The sequence below is a fragment of the Candidatus Albibeggiatoa sp. nov. BB20 genome, assembly GCA_016744725.1.
Classification (GTDB): Bacteria; Pseudomonadota; Gammaproteobacteria; order Beggiatoales; family Beggiatoaceae; genus Albibeggiatoa.
Window position 1 is genome coordinate 1 of sequence record JADGDW010000046.1, and the last position, 26,785, is coordinate 26,785.

Consider the following 26,785-nt stretch of genomic DNA (forward strand, 5'->3'; position numbering starts at 1 on the left):
GCTTATATGTCATTATTATTTAATAAGTTAAAGTTGATTTACTTGTAAAACACCTATGAAAATAAACTGATAAAATTGCACAAGCTTTGGGCTAAAATTGTTTTTTTGCACTGCAACAATGCAATATGAATGCTATGTATTTTACAGCTTAGCGCAATAAATTCATACTTTGACCTAAAATCTATAAAAGATTAATATACGCCCATAATTTTTATTTTTGGGAAATAATAATGAAAACACGGATTAAATGGATTGAGGACGTTTGTTTATTGGCTGAATCAGACAGTGGACATGGCGTTATTATTGATGGTGCGCCCGAAATTGGTGGCAAAAATCTCGGTGTCCGTCCAATGGAAATGTTGCTAATGGGGCTTGGTGGTTGTACCTCAATGGATGTGCTCAGTATCTTAAAAAAGCAGCGTCAAAATATCACTGATTGTCAAATTGAAATCGAAGCTGAACGTGCTACAGAAATCCCCAAAATCTTTACCAAAATTCATCTCCATTTTATCATTAAAGGTCAGAATCTTAAAGAAAGTGCGGTTGAACGTGCAATTAGTTTATCTGCAGAAAAATATTGTTCGGCCTCAGCCATGCTGGAAAAAGCGGCTGAGATTACCCACGATTTTGAAATCATCGCAGAAAATTAAACTTAGGTTAATAAAATTCTTTAATTGAAAACTTGCTGTCACTTCATAGAAACGTTACCATGTTTTGAACTAGCCTTTGTGATAACAACATAAGTGTTATAAATGGGCTAGAAGTAGAGTTTATCAGCGAATTAATAAAAATAATGAAGTTTTGTTGAGGCTTTCCTACTTGAAACCGCACCACTATTACTCACTTTAAGGAGGGATTATATGCGGAATAAAACCCTAAAATATGCTTTACTTCTTGTTAGCGGATTTGCATTAAGCAGTCCTGTATGGGCAGATGAGAATGAATGCCCTGATGATTATGACAAAGCACGTGGCACAATGTTAGGTAATACCTGTGCTGGTTGTCATGGTACCAATGGCGCAAGTGTTGGCCCTGCTACACCCATTATCGGTGGCTTATCAGTAGATACTATTACTGAAGCAATGAACGCTTATAAAAGCGGCGATCGTCCTTCTACTGTAATGGGAAGAATTGCTAAAGGTTACACAGAAGAAGAAATCAATGCGATGGCAGGTTTTTTCTGTGAACAAAAATTTGTACCTGCAAAACAAGAAGCCAATGCAGAACTGGCTAAAGCAGGTCAAAAATTACACGATAAATTTAAGTGTGAAAAATGCCACGAAGAAGGCGGGTCAGTAGATGAAGATGGCAGCAGTATTATAGCGGGTCAATGGAAAACATACTTGCAATATGAGTTGGCTGATTTCCAAGAAAAGCATCGCGGTATGCCGAAAAAAATGAAAAAAGCCATGAAGAAATTGCTCAAAAAAGATGCTGATGCAAACATTGAGCAAATCATTGAATACTACATTAGCCAACAATAAGGGGGAGACATAATAATGGCTTTAAATCGTCGGCATTTTCTTCAAGTCACTGCAGGTGCTACAGCAGCAAGTGTAGTTGGTTTTCCTCACATTGCGAGCAGCGCAGGGGCTAAAAAAGTCGTTGTGATTGGTGGTGGTACTGGTGGTGCGACTGCTGCTAAGTATTTACGTATGGCTGATCCTTCAATTGAAGTTACTTTGATTGAAACCAATGATTATTACTATACTTGTTACCTCAGCAATGAAGTCTTAAGTGGTGATAGAACCCTTGAATCAATTAAAGTGGGCTATGATGGCCTGAAAAAACACGGCATCAAGGTTGTTAAAGCGAAAGCGACAGCAATTGATGGCGATGCGAAAAAAGTCACTGTAGATACAGGTGATACTTTTAGCTATGACCGTTTAATCGTGTCTCCAGGTGTTTCTTTAGATTATGGCAAAATCGAAGGCTATAGCGAAGAAGCTGCTCAAACCATTACTCATGCGTGGAAAGCGGGTGAGCAAACTAAAATCCTTCGTAGCCAATTAGAAGCGATGAAAGATGGCGGTACAGTAATTATTTCTGCACCACCTAATCCTTTCCGCTGCCCTCCTGGGCCTTATGAACGTGCTAGCCAAATTGCACATTATTTAAAACAGCACAAACCTAAGTCTAAAGTATTAGTTTTAGATGCAAAAGATAAATTCTCTAAACAAGGTTTGTTTACGCAAGGTTGGACTGATTTATACGGTTTTGGTACTGATAAGAGCATGATTGAATGGGTACCTGCGGCTGAAGGCGGTAAAGTCATCTCTGCAGACGTAAGTAGCATGACAATCGTTGCAGGTGATATGGAAGATGAGCACACAGCTGATGTGATTAATATTATTCCCCCACAAAAAGCAGGCAAAATCGCGTTAGACGCAGGTTTAGCTGATGATTCTGGCTGGTGTCCTATTAACAAGAAAACCTTTGAATCAACATTGATTCCTAATGTTCATGTTATCGGTGATGCTTGTATTGCGACTAAGATGCCTAAATCAGGTTATGCTGCAAATTCACAGGGTAAAGTGGTTGCAACGGCAGTGATTGCGGCTTTAACTGGCAAAGAAATGGTTGAGCCTTCTTACGTGAATACTTGTTATAGTATCATTGGTGAAGACTATGGTATTTCCGTTGCTGCGGTTTATCGTTTAAATGGTGATGTTATTACACCTGTTAAAGGTGCTGGTGGTTTAACACCTAAAGATGCAACAGCAGAGCACAGAAAACGTGAAGTGCAGTTTGCATACAGTTGGTATGATAATATTGTACAAGACAGCTTTAACTAAACACCTTTAGTAATTTAGCTAAAAAGGCTCTGTTTCTTTAATAAGGCAGAGCTTTTTTTAGCTTTGATCTAAACGCCTTTACATTGTTCTCATTCTGCTTGGATTAATTCTAAGCTGGTTTTATGGTTGATTTTACTAAGCAATTTCTAAATTTATAGTACGAAAACAGCCACTGATTTTTTGCTTAATCTTGTTTGGGCATAAATCCTACTCGGCTTGGTTGTTACGGAACAGGATAGAGGCTTACAGGCAAAACCCTTGAGTCGGTTGAGTTTCGCCCTTTGGTTTGTTTGGGTTTGCCTTTCTCTGGCAATAGTTCATCTTTATCCACTTGGCTGAGAATATCTTGACATAGTCAATTCAGATTAAACCATATCTAAAATATTTTCCATTTAGCTCTTAACCGCAAAAAAGTCAAAAAATCCCGATTTTTTATGTTCCTTTCGTGGAGCAGATTCTTGAGCATCATAGTGGTTGCGAAAGGCTTCAGCCATTGCATTGATTGCATAACTATCTAATACATAAGGATTAAATTCTTCAAGCCCCGTCTCGCGTAAAATTTTTTCAATAACATAAGGAAAATGTATATACTTCATTGACCATTCTTCAAAATAACGATCACTGACGTGTTTAGATTCCAACACCCGTAAATCACTGTGACGGTCATCATGCAATAATTTGTGGTATAAAGCATTGATATTTCCACGTTCACCTTCTAAAAATTGTAAAAAATACCCATTACCAAAAAATAACGCGCCTGTAAGATTCAATTCTACATTTCTTTTACACGCTGATTGTAAAATACCGCCTACTTGTAGAGAAGTACACTTTTCTGTCGCGGTGCTGGCATAGCAAAAACGATAAATATGGCTACTAATCATACTTCTGTCCTTTTCAGAGAAGTTACTATATCCATTTGAGCATGACACAACAATGATTATTCTTGTTTTAACCATGAAATGATTTTACTAAAGCAAAATTCATTTCTATGCTCAAGGAAGTTTAAATACTGATTTAGATTAATGTTTAAATACATTGAACAGATTGAATAAACTTTTTTTGGGTTTTGGTGGTGCTGATTTACTCAATACTTCTGGTGTTTCTGTCACATTATTAAATGCCTCTTCTAAGTGATCGCCATCTAGTAAATAGGGGTTAAATTCCTTTATGCCATTTTGATCGGCGACATATTCAACAATATCCTGAGGATTAAATGTGGTGAGATACTGCTCAAAATAACGATGACTGATTTCCCTGAGCTCTAACAAGTGAACTTCAGCATGTCTTTCATCATCTGCGATTTTGTTAAAGATGGAGTTAATATGTTCCCGCGAACCTTCAAGACAACCTAAAAAGTAGTTGTTTTCATAGCACAATGTTCCTGTGACATCTAAAAGCGAGTTGTGTTGACGACCTGCATTTATGATCTTATGAAGTTCTTCAGGCGTACATTTTTTAGTTGCAGTACTGGCATAAAATAAGCGTGAAATATAAATATCCATTCAAAGCCTCCCCGCTTCTGGATTTAACGATAAGGATAATATAAGGAGTTATATTTATCTGAGAGTTTTTTCAACTTTTTATTTAAACGGCTAACTTCTTTATTGAGTTTTTCCATTTCAGTTTCTACAGATTGGATAGACTCTGTAACTTGTTGGGTAGCCTGCTGCTGGCCACTATTGTTGTTCGCCTTCAATGACGACGCTACATTTTTGATACTTTGTAACTCTTGAGTTGAGGCTTGAATTCCACCACCAATCGTTGCGAGCTGAGTCGATAGATTATCTGTTTTATCAGAGACTTGAATCATGAAAAAACCAAGCAATATCAAAATAATTAAAAACCCAACAATACTAAAACGCATTAGATGGCTACTTGCCTGTTCTATGCGCGACATCATGCTATTACGCAATTTTGTTGCATCATGAAATTCAGTCATGGCAATGCGGTTTTCTCTGAATAGTTTGTTCAGAACTTGAGAGTGCTCTTCTGGGTCATGTACAGAAATAGGTGCAGGTGCAGGTGCAGGTGCAGGAGGTTGAGCAGTATATGTTTGATATTCAGCTACAATTTGCTTGACTTCTTTTAATTCAGATTGTATTTCCAAGACTTTTTTAGAATAAAGTGTCAGTAGTAGTGCAGTATCATAAATCTTTGTTGCATGTCCACATTCTGGGCATTTAACTGCTTTACCAACGTATTGGTCAGCCAGACCTTTTGTATATCCACACTGGTGACATTTTAAAACAGCCATGTTAACCCCCTTAGATTAACAACTTTTGGTTTAGAGGTATCATTCAAGTTTTTGAAAAAACAAAATTGGATAATCGTTTTATAAGGTTTTTTGGTAACAATATTAAAATTCTAAAATAGGGTCGTACAAAGCATATTTAAAGTAATCTTTTGATGAGAGCATTATATTACAGGTTTAAATGGATTAAAAAGAGTAAAATATATAAGCTTTAGAGAAATACAAGGATAATAGGATGGCAGAATGAGCTGGAAAATAATAGCTTAAACAGAATCAGTTATCTGCAAAATGATGAGAATATCATGCCCTGAATAAAACAGAGTTGGTTTTATATAAGGTATTGAAAATTTATGAAAAATATATTTTATACCAATAACCTTACATTAACAACCAACAAAAATTCACTATAGACGCTGTTGAACATCTGATAGCTTGGGACGCAGTTAGAAGCAAACCAATCAGCCAGCCATTACAGCAGAGTTTCATTAAATTAGGTAAAAACAGTTTGAGCTAGCGACTCTAAAAAATTCTAAAAAATATAGAATGCAATGGCTAAGAGCACAAGCTATAATTAATTTTAAAAATCGCATTTAAAACGGATGTAGAAATAGGTATACAGTATAGTTTAGCAAAACTCAAAAAAATCAATAAAGTTATATAGGATGATAGAGATGCACCCTAACGATTTACTGAAAATAACGCAAAGACGTGCTTTTTTGCGCCAGACTGCCCATTTTTTAGGTAGTGGATTATTGGCAAGTCAATCACCATTAAGTTTTGCTGACACCGTAGCTGATAATGATGAAGTGCGTATTGGTTATTTACCCATCACGGATGCAACCGCCTTATTGATTGCACATGCCAATGGCCTATTTGAAAAAGAAGGTCTCAACGTCGCGCCACCAATAATGGTAAAAAGTTGGGCGAAATTAATTCAAGGCTTCCTATCAGGTAAATTCAATGTCGTACACCTTTTAAAACCGATTCCTGTATGGCTACGCTATAACCATAATTTTCCCATCAAAATCATGTCATGGGCACATATTAATGGCTCTGCGATTGTCACAGGCAAACATATCAACGCAGAACGATTTGAAGATTTAGCAGGTAAACAAATTGCTGTGCCATACTGGTATTCAATGCACAATATCGTATTACAAATGAGCTTACGTCATGTAGGTTTGAAACCTGTTGTGAAAGCAGGATACGAAAAATTAGCACCTGATGAAGTCAACTTACGTGTATTACCACCACCGCTGATGGTGTGGGCATTGAAGGCACAAAATATTGATGCCTATATTGTCGCTGAGCCGATTAATGCTAAAGGTGAATTACTTGCAGGAGCAAGGTTGCTGCGTTTTACAGGGGATATTTGGCGTAATCATCCTTGTTGTGTGGTGTGTATGGATGAGCGTGTCACGCAGAAAAAGCCTGAATGGACGCAGAAAATCATGAATGCCATCATCAAAGCACAGGCTTTTGCTCAACAAAATAAATTAGAAACAGCTAGAATTTTATCTGTTGAGGGCAATGCCTACATTCCAGCTAATCTAAAAATATTACAACATGGCATGACTGCTTATGGCAGTGATTACCAGCTCACAGATGCCATTAAACATTCTGATTGGGATAGTGGACGGATTGACTTTGCACCTTGGCCTTATCCTTCTGCCACCCGCTTGCTGATAGAAAGCTTTCCTAACACTTTATTTGGTAGTCCTGATGTGGCTTTTATCGATAAATTAGAACCTGAACATGTGGTTGATGATTTGGTTGATTATCACTTTGTTTCTGAAGCGATGAAAGTGTGTCATGGTTGGAAAAATGCCCCCGGTGTTAATTTAGAAAATCCATTTGAACGTGAAGAGGTTATTGAGATTTAATGCAAGCATTGTGGTTAGAAAATGGTGAATTGCGTTACAGAGAAGATGCTGATTTACCTATTTATCAAGCAAATGAAGCTTTAGTTCGAGTTTTATTAGCGGGTATTTGTGCAACTGACTTACAGCTCACCCAAGGTTATTATCCATTTACAGGCATATTAGGCCATGAATTTGTCGGAGAAATTGTGCAAGCACCACTTAAACCAGAATGGATAGGGCGGCGTGTTGTTGGAGAAATTAATATCGCTTGTGGTCATTGTGCTCAGTGTGTTGCGCTGCGCTCCACGCATTGTGAGAATCGCCATGTATTAGGGATTAAACAATATCATGGTGCATTTGCTGAATTCTTAAATTTGCCTTTGGATAACTTGCTTTGTGTGCCTGATAATGTGAGTAATGAACAAGCGGTTTTTGTTGAGCCACTCGCCGCCGCATTGGAAATTCAGAATCAATATCATGTAAAACCCACTGATAAAGTGTTGGTGATTGGTGCTGGACGTTTAGGTCAAGTGATTGCGCAAACGCTAACCTTAACTGGCTGTGATTTGCAAGTGGTTGCGCGTTATCCAAAGCAACAAAATTTATTAAAAAAACAAATGATTCATTGGATTTTAGAAACTGAAATTGAGCCACAATATTATGATTTAGTTATTGAGGCCACAGGCTCTGATTCTGGGTTTCAAGCAGCAGTGAATGCAGTACGCCCTCAAGGGACAATTATTTTAAAAAGTACTTACAAAGGTGATACTCAAGTTAACTTCTCTCACATTGTCGTGAATGAAATTCAAATCATTGGTTCACGCTGTGGAGCATTTACACCTGTATTGAATCTATTAGCCCAGCAAAAACTCCATCCTGAAAGGCTGATTGACACACAATATTGTTTAAAACAAGGGCTAAATGCGTTTGATGCAGCTCAACAAAAAGGGGTGATGAAAGTATTGCTTACACCGTAATAGTCGCAAGTATTAATAAGGCTGTATTTTGAACTATAATTAATCCCATTTAAAGTATTAAACTAATGGGATTTTTAAAAAAATCAAGGTGATAATAGATGAAAAAGAGATATAGTGAAGACCTAAAAGAACGAGTAGTAACCTATGTAGAAGAAGGGGGACGGGTAAAAGATGCGGTGCGTATATTTAAAGTAACTGCGATGAGTATCAGTCGCTGGAGAAGAAGAAAGGCTGAAACTGGAGAATTAAAGAATAAGGCACGGAAGGAATGGGCAAGAAAGGTTAATCAAAAAGCCTTAAAGGAATATGTCAAGAAGAATCCAGAGCATTTGTTATCTGAAATGAGTAAGAAATTTGGAGTGTCAAGCAGCACAATCCATAGGAATTTAACCGCTTTAGGAATCGTGTATACAAAAAATTCAGGGTATGCAGAGCGAAATGAAGAAGGCTGACATTATTATCAAAAGCAATTGAAGTTAAAAGCGTTTATATTGACGAGGGATACAGCATCGTATCAATAAAGAGTTTGCTTAGATTAAGCAAGATCAAGAAATTTCTGTTTCTACTACTTCCATCGGCTACATTGTTAAACAAACTGCAAACCTTATCAAAAGGCTCGCAGCATATTTTTGATATTAACTACTGAAGTCTAAACCCACTTGTTTTAATAAACTGTCACGATCTTCTGCAAATTGTTTTTCATTTGGATATTTAGAAATCATTTCAGATAACGAGTCAATTGCATCATACCAAATGCCTTCTTGAGCATAAACATGGGCAAAACGTTTCTCATCAGCATTAGACAATTCAGTATCTAAGTTATCAGGTTTATTAATTAGTTTAATAGTACCTTCTGTCACTATATCATTTGAGCGCATACCTTCAGCAACCATTGAAATTGCCCAACGATACACAATATCAGGTTTCAAACTAACATCATGTTTTGATAAATCAATACCTTGAATACCTGATGCAGGGTCAGCAATTTTCGTTTCTAAGACAGGATCAATACTATCTTCTAAGGAAACTTTACCTGCTTCAATTTCAGAATCATCATAAGTTAAAGTAAAACGGAATGGCACATCTACATTATTAGAAATATACCAATACAACGTAGGTTGTTGACTGATGGTTAAACCTGTGTGCTCAGGTGCAATCACCGCCAATGTAGGAATGGATGCACTATCGCTTAAACCACGAGTCCCACCACCCACACGACGTGAAGGAGCACCGTCCACTTTTGGGGTAAACATTTGTAAACCACCACGAGTCCCACCACCCACACGCCGCGTAGGCGCACCATCCACCTTAGGTGTATACATCAGTGGGGAATCAGCTTGTGCCGATTGAATCAAACTAATGGGAGAGTTGGAAAAGCTAATTAAAGCAACACCTAAAGACAAACCGAGTAGAGCTGTCTTATACATAGTAGGCCTCCTTTGCATGATAAAGAGCAAATTCGAAAATAGAGTTAAATGATTGGTATTGAGTATAGCTTTTCAGTGCATAATTAACAATAAACAATCACTAATTAACCAAATATACAAAATTAATTTATTTGTTAATCAAATATTTAAGGTGATATCATTGTTTCATTATTTTATAAAATAGTAAAGTCTTTGCTGTAAAAACCGATAGGTAAAATTAATTTCACACTGATTGCTTAGTTATGGGATAATAAATATTTTAATGCCAGTTATTTTTAGGAAGACATGATGCCTTCTCTTGATATTGTTTCTGAGGTCGATGCACACGAAGTGGCGAATGCAGTTGACCAAAGTAATCGTGAATTAGCAACACGGTTTGATTTTAAAGGCACAGATGCCAAAATAGAACACAATGCAGAAAATCTTACTTTAATTGCAGAAACTGATTTCCAGCTGCAACAAATCCAAGATATTTTGCATAAAAAAATGACAAAACGTGGTATTGATATTTTGTCTCTGGAAGCAGGTAAACCAGAATTGCAACATAAATCAGCTAAGCAAGTCATTACGGTTAAGCAAGGTGTTGATACAGATATCGCCAAAAAAATTGTAAAATTGATAAAAGACACCAAATTAAAACTACAAGCATCCATTCAGGGTGAACAAGTCCGCGTTACTGGTAAAAAACGCGATGACTTGCAACAAGTTATTGCTATATTAAAACAGCAAAAACTAGGATTACCACTACAATTTATTAACTTTCGAGATTAGGAGCTTTACATGCGTTTTGTCTTATTTAGTTTATTGTTAGCGTTTTCTAGCACAAGTTGGGCAGAAGAAGTGCCTAAAGTCGTGCAGGATACGTTAAGAAGTTTAGTCAGTGTTCCCAATATTAATATTGAAGCGACTAAATCACCTATTACGGGCTTGTATGAAGCAACAATTGGCACCGAAGTGGTTTATATCAGTGAAGACGGTAAATACTTAATTGTGGGTGATATTCGTGACACGGTGACTCGTGAAAATATCACAGACCGTAAGCGTAATGAATTACGAGTGAAAAGCTTAAGAGATGTGCCTGATGCTGAAACCGTGGTTTTTGCTCCTGAAGGTGAAGCCAAATATACAGTTGATGTATTCACCGATGTTGATTGCCCTTATTGTGCCCGTTTACACCGTGAAGTACCTGAGTTAAATAAAAATGGGGTAAAAGTACGTTATTTAGCATTCCCACGTGCGGGTATGCAGTCAAAAACCTATAGCACAATGCAATCAATTTGGTGTGCAGATGACCGCCAACAAGCAATGAGCGATGCTAAAGAAAATAAATCGATTGATGCTAAAACCTGCAAAAATCCGATTTCTAAACAATATCGTTTAGGTCAACAAGTCGGTGTTTCTGGTACGCCTGCAATGGTTTTACCTAATGGTGAATTATTACCGGGCTATTTACCTGCAAGCAAATTAGTTGCTTATTTGAAAGGTGAATTAAACTCATTCCGTTAAGATTGAGAAACAGTCTATTTTTCGAGAATGGATTCATTTTTAGGAATAGATATTAAATCACTTTAATATTGAGGAGTTCAAAGCTTTAGCTAATACTGATAAAACTTTGGGCTCCTTTTTTTTGCTTAATCATTTATTCTATAGCAGCTTTAGGCTCTTGGTTTACTGCTACAGGATGCTGAACAGCTCGAACCAAAACAAACTTAAATACCTGTTCTTCGGTTAAGCTGATTTGCAAAGTCACTTCATAACGCGCAACCACTTCCCCTGTTGGAGCTAAGGCATTCACTACAGGAATGTAAACCAAACTGGCATCTTGTGCCACAAAGCTACATGCATTATTCGCGCTACCTACCGCTAATTCCTCACCACCATTTAACTCAAATGATAAGTCTTCAATATCACCACCCCAGCGTAACTGTACTGAATACACTTGACCTGTTGATAATGCGATGCTTGGGACATTAAGTAAAGCCACGGTGACACCTTCTTCATCAACGGTTTGAAATGTGGCGGCTTCTATAACTTCAGTATGTAAAAACACATCAAAGCTTTTATTGTTATCTTCATCAACTAAATTGGTTGCAGGGCTGGAAAATGACGTGAAACATTGCTCACTGGCGATACTTGTGCCTAATTCAAAAGTTGAGAAATTATTTGCTGTACCATCTGAGCTAATACTGAGTATTTTTCGTTCACCGTTAGAACGATTGACCCGAAATACATCAACCACCGTATTATCATCCGCTTCAATCAAATTACTGGCAGCCGATTCATAATTAATATACAAACCCGAGTCTGAAATTGAAGGTAACACCGCATTATAATTAGGTTCACCATCAAACCCAAAACTCATACGAGCCAATTGATTCGTTGTTAAATCATAAAATACAATGTCTGAAAAACCATTAGTATCATTGGCAAACAGATTATTTGCATCGGTATCAAACGCAACATGCAAACCTGAACCTGAAATCATCGGCGCGTAAGAATGATTATTAGCCAGTGTGCCATCGTTAGCCACGCTCAAGATTCTGCGTTCGCCCGTGTTTAAATCGGTAAAGATAATGTCTGCTTTTTCATTGGTGTCGTTTAATACTAAATTGCTGGCCAGCGATTGGAATACAATGCGAGCACCATCATTCGAAATGCTAGGTTTGTATGATGCGTTATTGGCTTCTACGCCTACACTGTCAGTGCTGATACGTGAAATTTGTGCGCTGGAAACATCGTAGAGAAAAATATCAGAAACGCTATTGGCATCGCCTACGACTAAGTTGCTGGCCTTCGATTCAAATACAACTCGCTGTCCATCAGCGGATAACATTGGATTAGAGCTTGCAGCGTCACCAATTTGAGTCAGATTAGTCAAAATTGCTGTGAAGCGATCGTATAAAAATACATCTGAAACCGCGTTTATATCGCCTTCTGATAAATTCGACGCAGACGAGGTAAAGGCAACCATACGCCCATCATCAGAGATCACTGCTTGAGTTGAATTGGCATTGCCTTCGCCCAAACTACTGACGCTAATTCGTTGAGTTTGTTTTTGCCATTGGTCATGTACAAAGATGTCAAATACATTGTTATGATCGTTTAAATCAATATCATCGGCTAAAGATTGAAAGACAACATAACGCCCATTTTGTGAAATTGCTTGACGACTAGCAAAACTATCTGCATTCGCTTGCAATCCCTCATTTGCTACACTCGCACGTGTTGTAATGCCATCAGCCCACACTGTGCTGCTGGTTAAACAACTTAGAAGTAAAATGAAAAGTCGTTTTTTATTCATGGTTTTCTACACTTAATGCAATTGTTTTTAGTTATTGTAACAGCTTTAGTTTAGAGCTGGGTGATTTGAAAAACCAAAGGTATCAGTTATGGATTTAAATGCAGTTGTGATCTTTAACAAGGTCGTAGAATGCCAAAGTTTTACTGAAGCAGCTCGACAATTATCACTGCCCAAATCGACTGTGAGTCGCAAAATTAGTGAATTAGAAGATTATTTAGGGGCACGATTATTACAGCGGACAACCCGAAAAATCACACTCACCGAATTGGGTGCAGAATATTATGAAAATACCGCCAATATCAGTAATCAACTGGATGATGCTGTACGAGTGTTACGTGATGGGCAATTGAAACCGTCTGGCCGTTTGCGGATTACTGCGCCCGTGGAAATGCAGTCAGGTATGTATTTAAATGCAATTTTTGAATATATGGAACAATACCCTGATGTCAGTATTGATTTAGAATTGAGTTCTCGTTATACCAATTTAATCCAAGAAGGTTTTGATTTGGCGATTCGTGGCGGTAAACTGGATGATTCAAGTTTAGTGGCTGTACGATTTATCAATGACCCTTTTCATTTGTACGCACATAAAGATTATTTTAAACACCTACCGCAACATCCTAGTGATTTGAAAAATGAGAAATTTGTGTTATATCAAGGTGATGTTGATTATCAAAACCGTTTGTTATTTATCAGTGGACAACAACAAGTTGAATTGCCTGTGCAATATCAGTTTCAAGTAAACAGTCATTTAGTAATGCAACAATTTGTTGCACAACAACGTGCCATTGGTAGCTTTCCACAATCTACTTTTCAAGGGAATCCACAAGCATCTGAATTTACCTGTATATTGCCTGATTGGCAAGTAGGACAAAGTTGGGGTCTATCTTTTGTTTATCCTTCCAATCGACATGTCACTGCTAAAATGCGTAGTTTCATTGATTTTCTCAAATCCAAAGTCACTGCATTCCAATATTAACCATTATGAAGTGTTCAGATATTTAACCCTGTTTCTTATCTATTGTTCCATATATAAAACAATCAAATCTAAAAAATAGGGCTAATCAGTCTCATTCATATCGATTATTCTGTATCTTAAGTTGATTGATACGGAACATATACAATGTTGAAAAACACCCAACAAAGCTGGGGATTGGTCAGCAAAACGTTTCACTGGTTACTCGTGCTTATCATCATTAGTTTATTTGGTTTAGGGTTGTGGATGGTAGAGCTCTCTTATTACGATTCTTGGTACAAAACCGCTCCAGATTTACATAAAAGCATTGGGATAATTGCGATGAGTTTGATGTTCATGCGCTTAATTTGGCGAGCGATGAATCCAACTCCCAAACCATTGGCAACCCATCACACTTGGGAACGTTATTTAGCACATGGTGTTCATATCACTTTATATCTCATCATTTTTTTGATTGGGATCACAGGTTATTTGATTTCAACCGCTGATGGTCGAGCAATTGAGGTGTTTGGACTGATTTCAATTCCATCCATAGGCATATTTATCGAGCGGCAAGAGGATGTTGCAGGCTGGGCACATTGGGCGTTGGCTTGGACATTAATGACTGTTGTCAGCTTACATTTTATCGGTGCATTGAAGCATCATTTTATTGATAAAGATTCAACTTTAGTACGCATGTTACATAAGTAAATTCAAGGATTAAGACAATGCAATTATTTAAACAACTAGGTTTAGCCACCTTTTTAACCACAGCAGTGATGGCAAACAGTTTTGCTGCTACCTATGAAATTGATACTGAAGGTGCTCATGCTTCGATTAATTTTGAGATTCCGCATTTAGGTTACAGCATGTTACTCGGCCGTTTCAATCATTTTTCGGGTGAGTTCTCTTATGATGAGAAAGCCCCTGAAAAAGCCAGTATTCAGGTTGAAATTGATACAACCAGTTTAGACTCCAATCATGCTGAGCGAGATAAACATTTAAAAGGCAAAGATTTTTTAAATGTATCTCAATATCCTAAATCGTCTTTTGTGAGTAAAAGTTTTGAGCCAAGTGAAAACGGCGGGGTTTTAAAAGGGGATTTTACCTTGAAAGGGGTAACAAAACCGATTGAAATTACTGTGACAAATATTGGTGCTGGTGATGACCCTTGGGGTGGTTATCGTCGTGGTTTTTCAGGTGAAACAAAGTTGACCTTGAAAGATTTTAATATTAATAAAGATTTAGGTGCTGCATCGCAAGCGGTGACTTTGAAGCTGTATGTTGAAGGGATTCGAAAATAAGTTTTTAGTATTTTTTAAGGTTTGTTGTATTTTGAGAAGAATGCAGCAAATTTTAATCATTTCCAGTATTATTGCATAATAAGCCTATGAATTTAGCATCCATTATTTTCGATAACCTCATATCGTGAGAATCAGTTATGAATCCCAACGCACGTATCTTATATATTCCTCATGGTGGTGGGCCTTTGCCTTTACTCAAAATGGGAAAAAAACCTCATCAAGCGATGATTGATTTTTTACAAGGTATTAGCACAGGGTTGAAAAAGCCAGAAGCGATTTTAGTGATTAGTGCGCATTGGGAAGCCCGCTTGCCAACCATTACCAGCGGTGTACAGCCTGATTTGGTCTATGATTATTATGGATTTCCTCCTGAAGCATACGATATTACCTATCCAGCAACAGGCCAGCCTGAGCTAGCAACAAAAGTATATCAATTATTACAAACCCATCACATTGAAGCCAAATTAGATGCGCAACGCGGATTCGATCACGGTTTGTTTGTTCCTTTAAAAATCATGTATCCTGATGCTGATATTCCCTGTATTCAGTTATCACTTGTAGCAGGTTTAGACCCTAAACAGCATATTGAAATAGGGCAAGCTTTGGCAAAATTACAACATGAAAATATATTAATAATCGGTTCTGGTTTTTCATTTCATAATATTCAAGCAATGTTGGATGCTAACAGTCCAGAGCTTGTTAATGAACAAAATGAGGCATTTCATGACTGGCTGGTTAATGTATGCACTAATACTGATTTATCTGAAACAGAACGAGCGCAAAAGCTGATTGATTGGGAAAATGCCCCTTTTGCACATATTTGTCATCCTAGAGCAGAGCATTTAATTCCCTTACATCTGTGTATGGGTTTATCCAATAATAGAGCGGCTCAAGTGGTTTTTGATGATAATGTTTCAGGTAAAAGAACCTGTGCTTTTGCTTGGTAAATTATTAAAAATAATGCTTTTTATTTAAAATTTCAAGGAGTAGAAAACTTGTTTTGCGAGTAATCCTCTGATATTCAGTTAGCACTACTTTTCACAAAGCTACCCATAAAATGTGATGTTAACGACTTTATTATTATTTCCTGTTTATTCTAGAACCTGAGCTAAATAATTCTCTCGGTATTTTTGCACCATATCGTAAATAATTTCAACGTCAAAGTTTTGCGCTAAGCGATTTAATTTACGTATAAAAGGACAATTTTTATCAGTTTGACTTAAGTCGTCTAATAAATCTAAAATGCCCGATACATCTCCTTGTAAACTTAAATCTTCTAATTCATCAATCTGTTGATGCGATAGAATACAATCTAAAGCAACAGCACCATTTTCGCATGGCACGTCTTCATTGTTTGGATGAATATATTTTGTTTCGTAAAGCCACTCAATATCTAAATAATCTTGCAAAATAGTAAATAATTCTGCTTGGTGGACTGGTTTAGGCAAGAATTCATTACAGCCTGCTTTTTTACTTTCTTGCTGATGAGTTTCAAATACACTCGCAGATACTGCAATAATGGCCAAGCCATCAAATAATTCGGGTAACTCTCTTATTTTTCTAGTGTATTCAAACCCATCAACGATAGGCATAACCAAATCAACTAACACCAAATCAGGTTGGATTTCTAAACTTACCTTGATAGCTTGTTCGCCATTTTCCGCTTCAGCAATAGTAAATCCTAATGGTTTTAGCAGTTCACATAAAATAAAACGTTCTTCTGCTTTATCGTCAATGACCAGTATTTTTTGATTATGTCCCTCATAACCAATAATGATTTTTTGTTCTTGTTTTGCTTCAATATTAAGCGTTTCAACTTGGCTAAATTCTAATTCAAACCAGAAATGACTGCCTGTACCTAGCGTGCTTTCAACTTGTAATTTCCCGCCCATCATATCAACCAGTTTACGAGTAATAGGCAATCCTAAGCCTGTACCTTCAGCTTTTGCTGTTAAATGCTCTCCAACCTGCTGAAAAGGATTGAATATTTTATCTATATCCTCAGCTTTGATACCTATTCCTGTATCTTTGATATGAAATGATATTTTGGACTCTTTGGCTTCAACCGCTAAGCTAACACAACCCTTATCAGTGAACTTAACTGAGTTGCCAATTAAGTTAATCAGAATTTGGCGTAAACGTTTTTCATCAGTCTCAATCCATTGTGGTAATTGAGAAACAGGCTCATAAATAAATGCGATACCTTTTTGTTGTGCCCGAATATTAAACAGTTCACCTACACTTTGTAATAAGTCAGGTAAATTGGCTTTTGTTTCCATCAGCTCTAAACGTTCCGCTTCAATTTTTGATAAGTCCAATACATCATTAATTAGGGTCAATAAATAATCCCCACTGCGTTGAATAATATTAATCCCTTCCAATTGGCGTTTATTCAATTCTTTATCTCGCATCAAGATTTGAGCATAACCTAAAATACCATTGAGCGGGGTTCGTAATTCATGACTCATATTAGCGAGAAAAGAACTTTTTGCATGGTTGGCTGATTCTGCTTGTTCTTTGGCTTTGCCTAGTGAATTCATGGCTTGTTCAGCAATATTTTTAGCTTTATCCAAGCTGGCTACGATATGAAATATTTGGTAATAGGAAAAAATGATGACAGCAATACTAATAATGGAAAGGATAAATACTAAAAAGCTCAGCTCGCGCCAAAATCCTGCTTCAATACGTGTATCATGTTGTTCATAAAGCTCAATAATAAACTCTTGTTTGGAGGATTCCACTAAGTCATCTAAATTAATCAGGGTTCTATGTAGCTCAATATGTTTCGGGTCGATTTTATGCAAGTGTTCATCACTATCAGTGTCGCCATGGTTTTCGTTTAAGTCACGCTGATATTCTTCGTGTGATATTTCCGTTTTGTATGAATGAGCTTCAGAATCTGTTAATTTTTGATGGTGTTGGGAATCGAAAATATGACCATTAGAATGAATCAAAATGCGTAAATTATGGGTTTGAATATAATTATGCAAATAGAGCTTTTTCAAATCAAAGCCAACTGCAACCACACCTGCTGCTCCATGAATTTCTGCCTGAAGGCGATGCCATACAATAAGCACAAGTTTATTATTATAAAGCTCAATACTGGGCTTAGTGTCAACTAGGGTTTTATGCAGTAAGACCTTTGAGTATAATTCATCGGGAATCCCAAACACGCTTGTGTCACTGGTTTGAATAATAATATTCCCATTAGGGCTATAAATATTAATAATGCCAAAATCCATCGCTTCGTAAAAAGGGATGATTAAATCCAGTAATGTATCTCTATCTCCTATTAATAATCCATTTATCACACGCCAATCTTGAGCCAGAAATTGAGCCAGTTTCTCAAGCTTGAATATGATTTCTTTGGTTGCAGTTTTGATTTCTATAGTATGAGTATTATTATGGTACTCATGCTGTTGCTCAAAAATTCTATAATGCAATACCGAAATATAACTGATTGCAACACCAATGAGTAACGTAATTACAATCGTTGGAATTAGTAACTTTATTTTGAGGCTACCCATTTGAGACATAACCCTCACCTCTTTTACTCTCTAAATTTATCAATGATATTGAGTGAATAAATAGGCAAGGATTATGCACAAATTAATCTTCAATTGTTGCTTCCATCTCCGCCACTTTACGTGCGGCATCATAAAATTCCGTTGGACGTACAACAAACCCATCAGCTGGAATATGTTCCAGTAATTTAGCATCAATATGAGGTAAAACTTGCTGCATTTTGGTGTAAATTTCTGCTGGTAAACTTGGATGTGCAACTAACAGTACATTTGGAATCGGAGATGTTCTCGCAATAGATTTAAATATATCGCCATGCTTTTTCTTTGATTCCCTCCAGTTATATTCCCAGGTTACACCTGCTGCAATACTACCTGCCTTAATAGCATCAGTGACATTGGGGTGTGAGCCCAAAAAGAAGACTTGGCTAAAATAATGCTGATAATCAATGCCTGCCTCTTTGAGCAAAACATTAGGATAACGATAACCACTGGAAGATTCTTTGCGTACGAAGCCAAAAGATTTATCTTGCAAATCAGCAAGACTATTTATTGCTTGGTTGTCTTTTAAAGTCAAAATATGACCATAATAAGAGTCAGCAAGTACAACATTATCCTTACTCCATTGTAAAGCCGTCACAATCGGTCTGATTTCAGGTAATTTTTGTTCTACAGTGACATAACTAATTGCACCTATTTCAGCAACATGCAAGACTCCTTGTTCTAATTGCTTTTCTAGGTCTTTATAGGTTTTTGCAGTAATCAAGACAAATTGACAACCTACTTGTTCTGTCAACCAATTTAATAATGGTGCGTAATCTTTACGGATTTGATTAAATTTACGGGTTTTCTGCCAAGGTGGTATACCAAACCGACATTCTGGCAGCTTGCTTGTGTCTGATTCAATCTCAACTTCTGCTGAAGATGCTATAAAACTGATGGAACTCATGCCAATGAGTAATAAGAATAATGGAGTAAATAGCATTTTTTTTAACAACATACAGTGCTCCTTGGCGATAAAAAGACAGCAGCTTAATAAGCAATAATATACCTACTGAAAATATTTTATTCCTATAAATTAGCTCAGTTATCTGAATTTTGCTTAACCTTTGTCATAAAATGCATATATTAAACTAAAAGGTTTGACCCTTTATGGATGGGTTTTGCCACTCAAATAAACATGTTACATTGGGTAACAAATTTGGAAACTCAGCTTATGAAAAGCTTAACAGAATATCCTGTTGAGGAACTCAAATTGATCTATCATTTGTTACACACACAAATGCCTCAACATACACAGCTTATTGGTTCTGATCTGTTACAAGATTTGCAAGACTATTTATTACAGCAAGCAAGAGACGACGGTGTTGATGTTGCTGTCCATAAGCAATGGAATAGTTGGCTACAACCAAGTGAGCAGTGAAATGCGTAGACCTTATTGGATTCCTTTTAACTCAGACCCTTATGATTTTCCACCTGTTGAACATGCGTTGGAACACCCTGATGGTTTATTAGCCATTGGAGGTGATTTGTCAATGAAGCGATTGCTGGTGGCGTATCGTAAAGGGATTTTTCCATGGTTTAGTGATGAAGAACCGATTTTATGGTGGTCGCCTAGTGAAAGAATGGTATTGTTTCCAGAGCACTTGCATATTTCTCGTAGTTTAAAGAAAACGCTACGTAAGCAAACATTTGAAGTCACTTTTGACCAATGCTTTACTGAGGTGATTCAACATTGCGCAGGGCCTCGTCGTCGTCAGCAAGGCACTTGGATTACACAAGAGATGCTGAATGCTTATAGCAATTTACATGAACATCAATACGCCCATTCTGTTGAAATATGGTATGACGGTGAGTTAGTTGGTGGTTTGTACGGTGTTGCGATAGGAAAAGTATTCTATGGTGAATCGATGTTTGCGCTAATGGCCGACGCATCAAAAGTGGCTTTTGTCTATTTTTCCCGTCAATTACAACGTTGGGGCTATGAATTGGTAGATTGTCAGGTTTACACAAATCATTTAGATAGTTTGGGTGCAGTCGAGATTGCACGCGAAGATTATACAAAATTATTGGATCATCTGTGCCCATTACAAGGTTATAACGATCAATGGGTGTTTGATGATTTAGGCTGGGAAGCACAGACAGGAGGTTTGAGCTATGGGAGTTAAGGAACTCAGTTTATATGCAACGCCACCCCATGATTGTAGTTATTTAGACTATCAGGAGGCGACCACTGTATTTGTTGATCCTTACCTTCCTATCGATACAATGTTATATAAAAAATTAGCGGCATACGGTTTTCGGCGTAGTGGAGAATATGTGTATCGTCCACAATGTGAATCTTGTCATGCCTGTGTTGCCGTGCGTTTGCCCGTCAATGAGTTTAAACCACGTCGGGTTCAAAAACGGATTTGGAATAAAAACCAAGATTTAAAAATAACGGTACAGCCTACTACATTTAAAGATGAGCATTTTAAACTCTATTCTCGTTATTTAGCCTCACGCCATCAAGGTGCAGGCATGGATAATCCTAGCCCAACTGATTATTTAGAGTTTTTATCCAGCTCATGGTCAAAAACTTTTTTTTATGAATTTCATTTACAAGATAAGTTGTTAGCAGTTGCGGTAGTTGATGTATTTGAAAATGGATTATCTGCAGTTTATACGTTTTTTGACCCTGATTTTAACCAACGTAGTTTAGGCGCGTATGCAATTTTATTTGAAATTGATTTGGCTAAAAAACTGGGTTTAGACTATGTATATTTAGGCTATTGGATCGAGGAATGTCGCAAAATGGCCTATAAAACTGATTATCAGCCTTTAGAATATTACGTGGGCAATCACTGGCAGAAACAACCAGCAAACATTGCAATATAAGCAAGTTCATTCTATTTTAGATATTAGACTAAGCCAACATTAAATTAATATGGACGAACAAGCATACAAAAGCACTTTTCACGAAATTAATCAATTTCCCTGTCCTTTTGGCAAAGCGATGTTAAGTAGTCGTTGCGCCTGTGAAAAATTCCAAAAGTTAAATCTTGCTGAACGTGAAGCTGCTGCTTGTATCAGTCCTCAAGCTCATGCTTTATGTGAATATTTATTAGAATTATTGTATTTAAAAACACGGTTTGCACTTGGTATTGTGGATTTAGATGAGCCAATTCCTCATGCTAAAGCAATGCGCACTCAATGTGGCAGTATTTTAGGTTTACGTGAATTACTTAAAATAAAACGTTCTGAACAATATGAAGTAGATAATATTTACGGATTAATTCAATCAGCGATTGAAGCGTATGAAAGTTTGGATAAATTGCCATTTAGCGAAATTGTTACTTATGTGCGTCAATATAAAGTACGGCGTAAAAAATGAGTTTTCGGGGCGGGCTTGTATCAATATTTTTAGAAAAAACTAAACGAATCCATTAGACTTATTTCAAGTAATAAAATCAGTAAGTTACAAAAATAGCTTAGACAAAAAATCAAAGACTTAGGTTATATTTAAATAATCTATATTTGTAAGTTATTATTTTATATAGATGAACTATGGGGCAACTCTATTACTCAATCACATGCACTTTTGTACCCACATCTACCATATCAAACAATTGCACCACATCCGTATTACGCGTTCGGATACAACCATGGGACTCTGCTAACCCCATTTGGCAATGATCTGGACAACCATGAATATAAATAAAACGTCGTAAAGTATCCACCGTGCCATAACGATTTTTGTGTGGTTCAAGCCCGCCAAGCCATAAAATACGGGTCAAAATCCAGTCTCGTTGTGGGTATTGGGCATTTAATGCAGGCGTGTAAATTTCTCCGGTTGCTCTTCGGCCGACAAATACACTATTTTCTGGATGATCTGCCCCAATCTTAGCTTTAATCTTCAGCCAACCGCGTGGTGTACAATCCGTATTTTGTACTTCACCCACTCCATTTTTAGCTGTAGAAATAGAGCATTCAAGCAAAATGACTTGCCGATCCCAAACCGTTAAACGTTGAGATTGGGTATTAATTTCAATATATGGAGCGTCTGGAATCATTATCAATGGTAATTACCTATAGTGTTTTTATTCATTGTAATACTTTGATTTTAATGGCTTATAATATTAGTATGATAAGTATTTTGGAATATTATCAATTACATTCTATCCAATGCAATTGATAATTTAATTCTAAACCAGATTATTAGTACTTAGTACAATGTACATTGCACCACTTTAAAATTAACCCGTCGGTCTACAGCATCTCGTGCATCGTCTGTCCCTGAGCCGACAATATTATCTAAATAGCCACGTCCAATTGCTGCCGCACGTGTTTGAATTTTAGACAAATAAGGCGCAAGTAGCTTTTGAACTTTTTGGGCTCGTAACAGCGATAAATCTCGGTTATATTGTTCTGCTCCTGTACGGCTAGTATGTCCTAGAATTTGAATACAATGCTCGGAGCTATTAAAGAATTTACCAATTTGACGTAACCACATCACATATTGTTTACGAATATTCGGATTTTTTACGAATTCAACATTATTCACTTGAAATAAAAATTTGGTACTTAAGTTGTTTTCCGCTACACCTAATTCAAACATTTTACCAAAGGCCGCTTCTGCTTTATTTGGATGTTGTAATTTACGATACGTTTGATACAAACCTGCGTAAGTGCGCATAGTTTGACCTTCTGCTATATTGGATGCTTGTTGGAATAAATCTAATGCTTTACCAAAATCACGCTCTGAGTAGGCTGTTGAAGCTTCAATAATGATGGCGCTGGCTTCTAATGCATTATTGTAACGTGCCTCAACTTCTGCACCGACAGGACTTTTCGCAATATTAATCAAGCTGTCTAATAATTTATCTTTTAAATACATTGGACTATCTTCATAAATAGTGACAGGCGTGTAATTCAAGCTATCCTCTAACAACCAAACCTTAGCACTGGCAATCACTTTTTGTACATCGGGGTCTAATACCGTTGCATGAATACGATAACGCTTTTGATTCGCTGTCTTTCCATAAAGTTCATAATCGATTACTCCAAGCATAATATATTCAATCTTATCTAATTGTAGTGGCGATAAGCGTTGGATATTAAATTTAGGGAAGTTATTTGCAATATGTTTGACCATCAAAGATTCAATATCTAGGCTGGTTTGTACCACGTCACCACTGCTCACATCAATGAACGGATCAAGTGCAATTTGTTTATTACCTACACTCAAACCTTGATGTTTTTTAACTTGTTGCAATAAATTAGCAGTTAAATTTTTTACCGCATCTTTAAAGCCTAATGGCTGTTCAGACATTTTTTCAGGTTGGCTGACACAAGCAGTCATTAACAAAATCAGTGAGTAAAATATATTTCTAATCAATCTCATCGTTAAAACTCCTTATTGGCAATGTGCACGCTGATAAGTTTGTTCTTGACTTGTCAGAGGCTCAACGCCAATTGATAACTTGGTCAATAATTCCTCGCAATCACAATGAGGGCAAGCGGCTTTTCGCACAGGAGCTGGTTTACTGATTTCCTGCTTTTTAGGTTGAGATTTTGCTTGCTGTTTAGCTCGTTTTCGAGCTTGGTTTTTGAGCGTTTTCAAACGCGACTTTAATTTCTTAATTTCAGTTGATTTTGGATTTACATCAGCCAAACGAGATAAATATAATTTAGCACTTTGCCAACGTTCACGTTTTAACGCGCTTTCAACAAATACATGATATTTAACCTCAATTGCTTTGAGGCCTTTTTTAGCTTCTGCATTATTTGCATCTAACCTTAAAACTCGGCGATAGCAGGCTAAAGCCGTCCCTTTTTTGCCCACAGTATACCGTTTTGCCGCAAAATGTTGTTGACAATTTTTTAATAAACTCGCTACTTTAATTTTAAATGGTTGTGCGGGTTGGGTTAAGGTAAACGTGCCTTGTTGACGCTGTAGAATTTCGTCTTGATGCCCAAATGCAGTAATAAAATAACTATAAACCCCATGTTGCCAATTGGTCGTTGCAAATGAATTACTAATAACAGGTTTTAGCTCTTCGCTATGCCAAATGGTTTCTTTCATATTCGGTTGCACTTCAAACAACAAGGTTTTAATTGCGTCTCGATGATAGTTTTCCAAACTATAGTTAATCGTATCACCTATTTGATAAGCTTGTTTAATGCCCAGTAGTTGACCTGTAAACGGTTTATTTTGCATTTCTAAAGGTTGTGGTTCTGCCAAAGTGAATGTTCCCGTAATCACTTTTTCGTTTTCAACATGATCCAGAATTTTCAATTGATATTCATAATCACCTGCTTGCCAATTTTCAGTTGAAAAGCTGGACTGATTTTCAGTGTTGGCACTATTGGTATGCCAAATTTGGCTGACCCTATCAGGTTTCACTTTAAAAATAACTTCTTTTAGCTCTTCATTATCTGTCACATTAAAGCTGTAATTAACCTTGTCGCCTATCACATATTTGTTTTCAATACCAGATACTTGCCCTTCTGGTAATATATGATCAATTTCGATCAGCCAGAATTTGCCAGAGTTATCAAATTGATTCCCCGCATCATCAATCACCGTAAAAGTATAATCATAATGGCGATTGGCTTCCCAGCCTTTGGTTGAAAACGACGCTTGATAAGCAATCTGTTGCGCATTGACATCCCAGCTTTGTTCAACAGGCGTGCCCCGCACCATAAAAATGGCTTTTTGTAAGGCGCGATTATCTACCGCTTGCAATGTGTAAGTGATTTCAGTACCAACATTATAGTTATTTTCAATACCAATAATTTGGCTACTGGGCTGTACAATATCGCGTTTATCTAGCTGAAACATCCCTGTGACCATATGGTTTTTATGGTTTTTCGTAATAAAGGTGGCAGTATAAGTGTATTGAATAGGCAGCCAGCCTACCGTAGACAGTCTGGTTGTTTTTTCTCCACGAGTAGCATTGGTATTCCAAATTTTATGGATTTCAGCATCGGGAATCTCCAGATGGACTGCTTTCATTACATCGCCCTCAGACCATGTAAGCATGAAGTGAATAGGCTCACCTTCTACATAAATAGACGCAATGCCTTTCACTGCAACTTGAGGTTGGGCATGAAACCAAGTTGAGCCAAACCATACAGTTGTAAGCAGTAGTAATAAACCAACTAAAGCCAAAATTGGAAACAAATAATTTTGACGCGGTTGATTTACCACCACAATAGGGTAATGCCGTTCTGTCATAAGAGATAAAATTTATTCAATGATTTGTTGTATTTTAACATTAGGCTTTTGATTTTCGGTTGTTGATTTTCAATTTTTAATCACACAATTTCTATCATAACAGATTGGCTTTATTTCAAATTAAGCTTAAGGATTATTTGCACCAATGTATCGTGCTATTAAGACTAGAAAAACCTTATCAAGTTAGGTACAGTGCTGACTCTTATTGACATCATTTGAATGAGTAGCATTATGGCTGTGGATTTTGAAAAACTAAATGAACTTAGACACCAACTTATTAAAGCCACAGATTTCCGAGACCCTTTAAATTATTTTTTTAATCATTTTTCTGCCAATCGCGAAGTGATAAAAAAAGGCGAACTGATTGAACATCCATTGATTGGGCAGGTTGTGGAAAAAGTAGGTCAACAATTATTTGGTGATGATGCTCAAGTCAATGATCTTTTTCTTTCTGAAATTAAACAATATGATTTTATACATGGTACTTGTTTTGTGAGTGGTCATGCTGTGAATATTTTGTTTTTCAGCGATATTGATATGGGGCTATTGGGTATAGTTATGGAAGACGATAAGATGATGACTGCGCGTTTTTCTGGCGCCATGTTATCAGCAGCAAGTGATAAATCTTTTTATGTTCCCAATGCAAGTAATGCGATTCATTGATGGTAACTACTTAGCTCAACTATGCCAATAGAAAAAATGCTGGGTAAAAATGATAGACTAGAGATAAAACCCGCTAGCCCAAAAATGAATTTAAAAGAGCACGTACAACAGTTGTTAAAGGAATAATAATGGGTATCAATGTGTCTATCGTTTTTTAATTTTTGAAATAAACATTTTACAAGGCTACGGTCTTTATACAGTACCTTATCAAAATATCTGATATTCTTTCTATTTTTTTGTGGAATAACAGCGATAATCCCATTTTGTTAGATCATTTGAAAATGCTATCTGAGTCATAATCTTTTGCTAACAGAGTTTCCTAAGAGCTGAATGAACCTTAGTGCTAAGACCGTCTATAGACTTTCTTTGAGCCTGATTATCTTACTGGGTTTTCTCAGCCGCTCCATGTTGCTGTACTCTTACTACTGACTTATCTATCAAAGTCTACAGCTTCTGATAACACTTTAAATACTTGTTCCCATACTCCTTTGTGTGACATATCTATTAAAC

Annotated in this window: 27 protein-coding genes; 17 read left to right on the plus strand and 10 right to left on the minus strand. The window is 36.9% G+C overall.

The genetic code is table 11. The features are described from left to right. The first annotated feature begins 230 nt into the window (after window positions 1–230). From ABXH34_RS07155 to ABXH34_RS07165, 3 genes are all read left to right on the plus strand, one after another. Window positions 231–650, plus strand: coding sequence for an OsmC family protein (locus tag ABXH34_RS07155; protein WP_353571183.1), 420 nt, complete (start codon window positions 231–233; stop codon window positions 648–650). A gap of 210 nt (window positions 651–860) precedes the next feature. Next, the gene (locus ABXH34_RS07160; protein WP_353571184.1) at window positions 861–1,484 is read left to right on the plus strand and encodes a c-type cytochrome; all 624 of its coding nucleotides are present in this window, start codon (window positions 861–863) and stop codon (window positions 1,482–1,484) included. Between the two features lie 15 nt (window positions 1,485–1,499). Further along, window positions 1,500–2,795: an FCSD flavin-binding domain-containing protein gene (locus tag ABXH34_RS07165; RefSeq protein WP_353571185.1), complete on the plus strand. Its 1,296-nt coding sequence runs from the start codon at window positions 1,500–1,502 to the stop codon at window positions 2,793–2,795. 392 nt (window positions 2,796–3,187) lie between these two features. Here ABXH34_RS07165 and ABXH34_RS07170 read toward each other — a convergent pair whose 3' ends face one another. The 3 genes from ABXH34_RS07170 to ABXH34_RS07180 form a co-directional block, all read right to left on the minus strand. Beyond that, entirely contained in the window at window positions 3,188–3,676 is a 489-nt protein-coding gene (locus ABXH34_RS07170; RefSeq protein ID WP_353571186.1) for a BLUF domain-containing protein, read from the minus strand. A 138-nt stretch (window positions 3,677–3,814) separates the two neighbouring features. After that, the gene (locus ABXH34_RS07175) at window positions 3,815–4,297 is read right to left on the minus strand and encodes a BLUF domain-containing protein (RefSeq protein ID WP_353571187.1); all 483 of its coding nucleotides are present in this window, start codon (window positions 4,295–4,297) and stop codon (window positions 3,815–3,817) included. Window positions 4,298–4,320: 23 nt separating this feature from the next. Then, complete coding sequence (locus ABXH34_RS07180; RefSeq protein ID WP_353571188.1) at window positions 4,321–5,049, minus strand: hypothetical protein; 729 nt, start codon at window positions 5,047–5,049, stop codon at window positions 4,321–4,323. A 668-nt stretch (window positions 5,050–5,717) separates the two neighbouring features. Between ABXH34_RS07180 and ABXH34_RS07185 the strand changes: the two genes are divergently transcribed. The 3 genes from ABXH34_RS07185 (at window position 5,718) to ABXH34_RS07195 (ending at window position 8,337) form a co-directional block, all read left to right on the plus strand. Next, complete coding sequence (locus tag ABXH34_RS07185) at window positions 5,718–6,929, plus strand: ABC transporter substrate-binding protein (protein WP_353571189.1); 1,212 nt, start codon at window positions 5,718–5,720, stop codon at window positions 6,927–6,929. Beyond that, complete coding sequence (locus ABXH34_RS07190; RefSeq protein WP_353571190.1) at window positions 6,929–7,885, plus strand: MDR/zinc-dependent alcohol dehydrogenase-like family protein; 957 nt, start codon at window positions 6,929–6,931, stop codon at window positions 7,883–7,885. The genes ABXH34_RS07185 and ABXH34_RS07190 overlap by 1 nt, the downstream gene beginning before the upstream one ends. 98 nt (window positions 7,886–7,983) lie before the next feature. After that, window positions 7,984–8,337 carry an IS630 transposase-related protein gene (locus ABXH34_RS07195; RefSeq protein WP_353571191.1) on the plus strand — a complete coding sequence of 118 codons (354 nt, stop codon included), beginning with the start codon at window positions 7,984–7,986 and terminating at the stop codon, window positions 8,335–8,337. A gap of 183 nt (window positions 8,338–8,520) precedes the next feature. Here ABXH34_RS07195 and ABXH34_RS07200 read toward each other — a convergent pair whose 3' ends face one another. After that, window positions 8,521–9,312 (minus strand): DUF928 domain-containing protein, encoded by a 792-nt coding sequence (locus tag ABXH34_RS07200; RefSeq protein ID WP_353571192.1) that lies wholly within the window; start codon window positions 9,310–9,312, stop codon window positions 8,521–8,523. A gap of 288 nt (window positions 9,313–9,600) precedes the next feature. On the opposite strand from ABXH34_RS07200, the gene ABXH34_RS07205 reads away from it, so the two are divergent. Both ABXH34_RS07205 and ABXH34_RS07210 read left to right on the plus strand, forming a co-directional pair. After that, window positions 9,601–10,083, plus strand: coding sequence for a YajQ family cyclic di-GMP-binding protein (locus tag ABXH34_RS07205; RefSeq protein ID WP_353571209.1), 483 nt, complete (start codon window positions 9,601–9,603; stop codon window positions 10,081–10,083). 9 nt (window positions 10,084–10,092) lie between these two features. Continuing rightward, on the plus strand, window positions 10,093–10,818 hold the full coding sequence (locus ABXH34_RS07210) for a DsbC family protein (protein WP_353571193.1): 726 nt from the start codon (window positions 10,093–10,095) through the stop codon (window positions 10,816–10,818). 133 nt (window positions 10,819–10,951) lie between these two features. On the opposite strand, the gene ABXH34_RS07215 is transcribed toward ABXH34_RS07210, so the two are convergent. After that, window positions 10,952–12,613, minus strand: coding sequence for a TolB-like translocation protein (locus ABXH34_RS07215; protein ID WP_353571194.1), 1,662 nt, complete (start codon window positions 12,611–12,613; stop codon window positions 10,952–10,954). Between the two features lie 88 nt (window positions 12,614–12,701). Here ABXH34_RS07215 and ABXH34_RS07220 point away from each other — a divergent pair, with 88 nt between their 5' ends. From ABXH34_RS07220 to ABXH34_RS07235, 4 genes are all read left to right on the plus strand, one after another. Beyond that, window positions 12,702–13,592 carry a LysR family transcriptional regulator gene (locus ABXH34_RS07220; protein ID WP_353571195.1) on the plus strand — a complete coding sequence of 297 codons (891 nt, stop codon included), beginning with the start codon at window positions 12,702–12,704 and terminating at the stop codon, window positions 13,590–13,592. A gap of 144 nt (window positions 13,593–13,736) precedes the next feature. After that, entirely contained in the window at window positions 13,737–14,279 is a 543-nt protein-coding gene (locus ABXH34_RS07225; RefSeq protein ID WP_353571196.1) for a cytochrome b, read from the plus strand. 17 nt (window positions 14,280–14,296) lie between these two features. Beyond that, on the plus strand, window positions 14,297–14,872 hold the full coding sequence (locus tag ABXH34_RS07230; RefSeq protein ID WP_353571197.1) for a YceI family protein: 576 nt from the start codon (window positions 14,297–14,299) through the stop codon (window positions 14,870–14,872). A 137-nt stretch (window positions 14,873–15,009) separates the two neighbouring features. Further along, entirely contained in the window at window positions 15,010–15,819 is an 810-nt protein-coding gene (locus ABXH34_RS07235) for a DODA-type extradiol aromatic ring-opening family dioxygenase (RefSeq protein ID WP_353571198.1), read from the plus strand. 144 nt (window positions 15,820–15,963) lie between these two features. Here the strand turns inward: ABXH34_RS07235 and ABXH34_RS07240 are convergent, their stop codons facing one another. Beyond that, the gene (locus ABXH34_RS07240) at window positions 15,964–18,408 is read right to left on the minus strand and encodes a hybrid sensor histidine kinase/response regulator (RefSeq protein WP_353571199.1); all 2,445 of its coding nucleotides are present in this window, start codon (window positions 18,406–18,408) and stop codon (window positions 15,964–15,966) included. A 73-nt stretch (window positions 18,409–18,481) separates the two neighbouring features. Beyond that, window positions 18,482–19,393 carry a phosphate/phosphite/phosphonate ABC transporter substrate-binding protein gene (locus tag ABXH34_RS07245; RefSeq protein ID WP_353571200.1) on the minus strand — a complete coding sequence of 304 codons (912 nt, stop codon included), beginning with the start codon at window positions 19,391–19,393 and terminating at the stop codon, window positions 18,482–18,484. A 216-nt stretch (window positions 19,394–19,609) separates the two neighbouring features. Between ABXH34_RS07245 and ABXH34_RS07250 the strand changes: the two genes are divergently transcribed. The 4 genes from ABXH34_RS07250 to ABXH34_RS07265 are packed head-to-tail and all read left to right on the plus strand — an operon-like array spanning window position 19,610 to window position 21,766. After that, window positions 19,610–19,816 (plus strand): hypothetical protein, encoded by a 207-nt coding sequence (locus ABXH34_RS07250; RefSeq protein WP_353571201.1) that lies wholly within the window; start codon window positions 19,610–19,612, stop codon window positions 19,814–19,816. A gap of 1 nt (window position 19,817) precedes the next feature. Next, the gene (aat, locus tag ABXH34_RS07255) at window positions 19,818–20,561 is read left to right on the plus strand and encodes a leucyl/phenylalanyl-tRNA--protein transferase (protein WP_353571202.1); all 744 of its coding nucleotides are present in this window, start codon (window positions 19,818–19,820) and stop codon (window positions 20,559–20,561) included. Next, window positions 20,551–21,270, plus strand: coding sequence for an arginyltransferase (locus tag ABXH34_RS07260; RefSeq protein ID WP_353571203.1), 720 nt, complete (start codon window positions 20,551–20,553; stop codon window positions 21,268–21,270). The genes aat and ABXH34_RS07260 overlap by 11 nt, the downstream gene beginning before the upstream one ends. A gap of 49 nt (window positions 21,271–21,319) precedes the next feature. Beyond that, the gene (locus ABXH34_RS07265; protein WP_353571204.1) at window positions 21,320–21,766 is read left to right on the plus strand and encodes a hypothetical protein; all 447 of its coding nucleotides are present in this window, start codon (window positions 21,320–21,322) and stop codon (window positions 21,764–21,766) included. Between the two features lie 187 nt (window positions 21,767–21,953). Here ABXH34_RS07265 and ABXH34_RS07270 read toward each other — a convergent pair whose 3' ends face one another. The 3 genes from ABXH34_RS07270 to ABXH34_RS07280 all read right to left on the minus strand — a co-directional run bounded on the left by ABXH34_RS07270 (window position 21,954) and on the right by ABXH34_RS07280 (window position 25,612). Then, window positions 21,954–22,445, minus strand: coding sequence for a L,D-transpeptidase family protein (locus tag ABXH34_RS07270; RefSeq protein ID WP_353571205.1), 492 nt, complete (start codon window positions 22,443–22,445; stop codon window positions 21,954–21,956). A gap of 152 nt (window positions 22,446–22,597) precedes the next feature. Continuing rightward, window positions 22,598–23,776, minus strand: coding sequence for an OmpA family protein (locus tag ABXH34_RS07275; protein WP_353571206.1), 1,179 nt, complete (start codon window positions 23,774–23,776; stop codon window positions 22,598–22,600). 12 nt (window positions 23,777–23,788) lie between these two features. Further along, window positions 23,789–25,612: a tetratricopeptide repeat protein gene (locus ABXH34_RS07280; protein ID WP_353571207.1), complete on the minus strand. Its 1,824-nt coding sequence runs from the start codon at window positions 25,610–25,612 to the stop codon at window positions 23,789–23,791. A gap of 237 nt (window positions 25,613–25,849) precedes the next feature. Here ABXH34_RS07280 and ABXH34_RS07285 point away from each other — a divergent pair, with 237 nt between their 5' ends. Next, window positions 25,850–26,275, plus strand: coding sequence for a hypothetical protein (locus ABXH34_RS07285; protein WP_353571208.1), 426 nt, complete (start codon window positions 25,850–25,852; stop codon window positions 26,273–26,275). Window positions 26,276–26,785 lie beyond the last annotated feature (510 nt).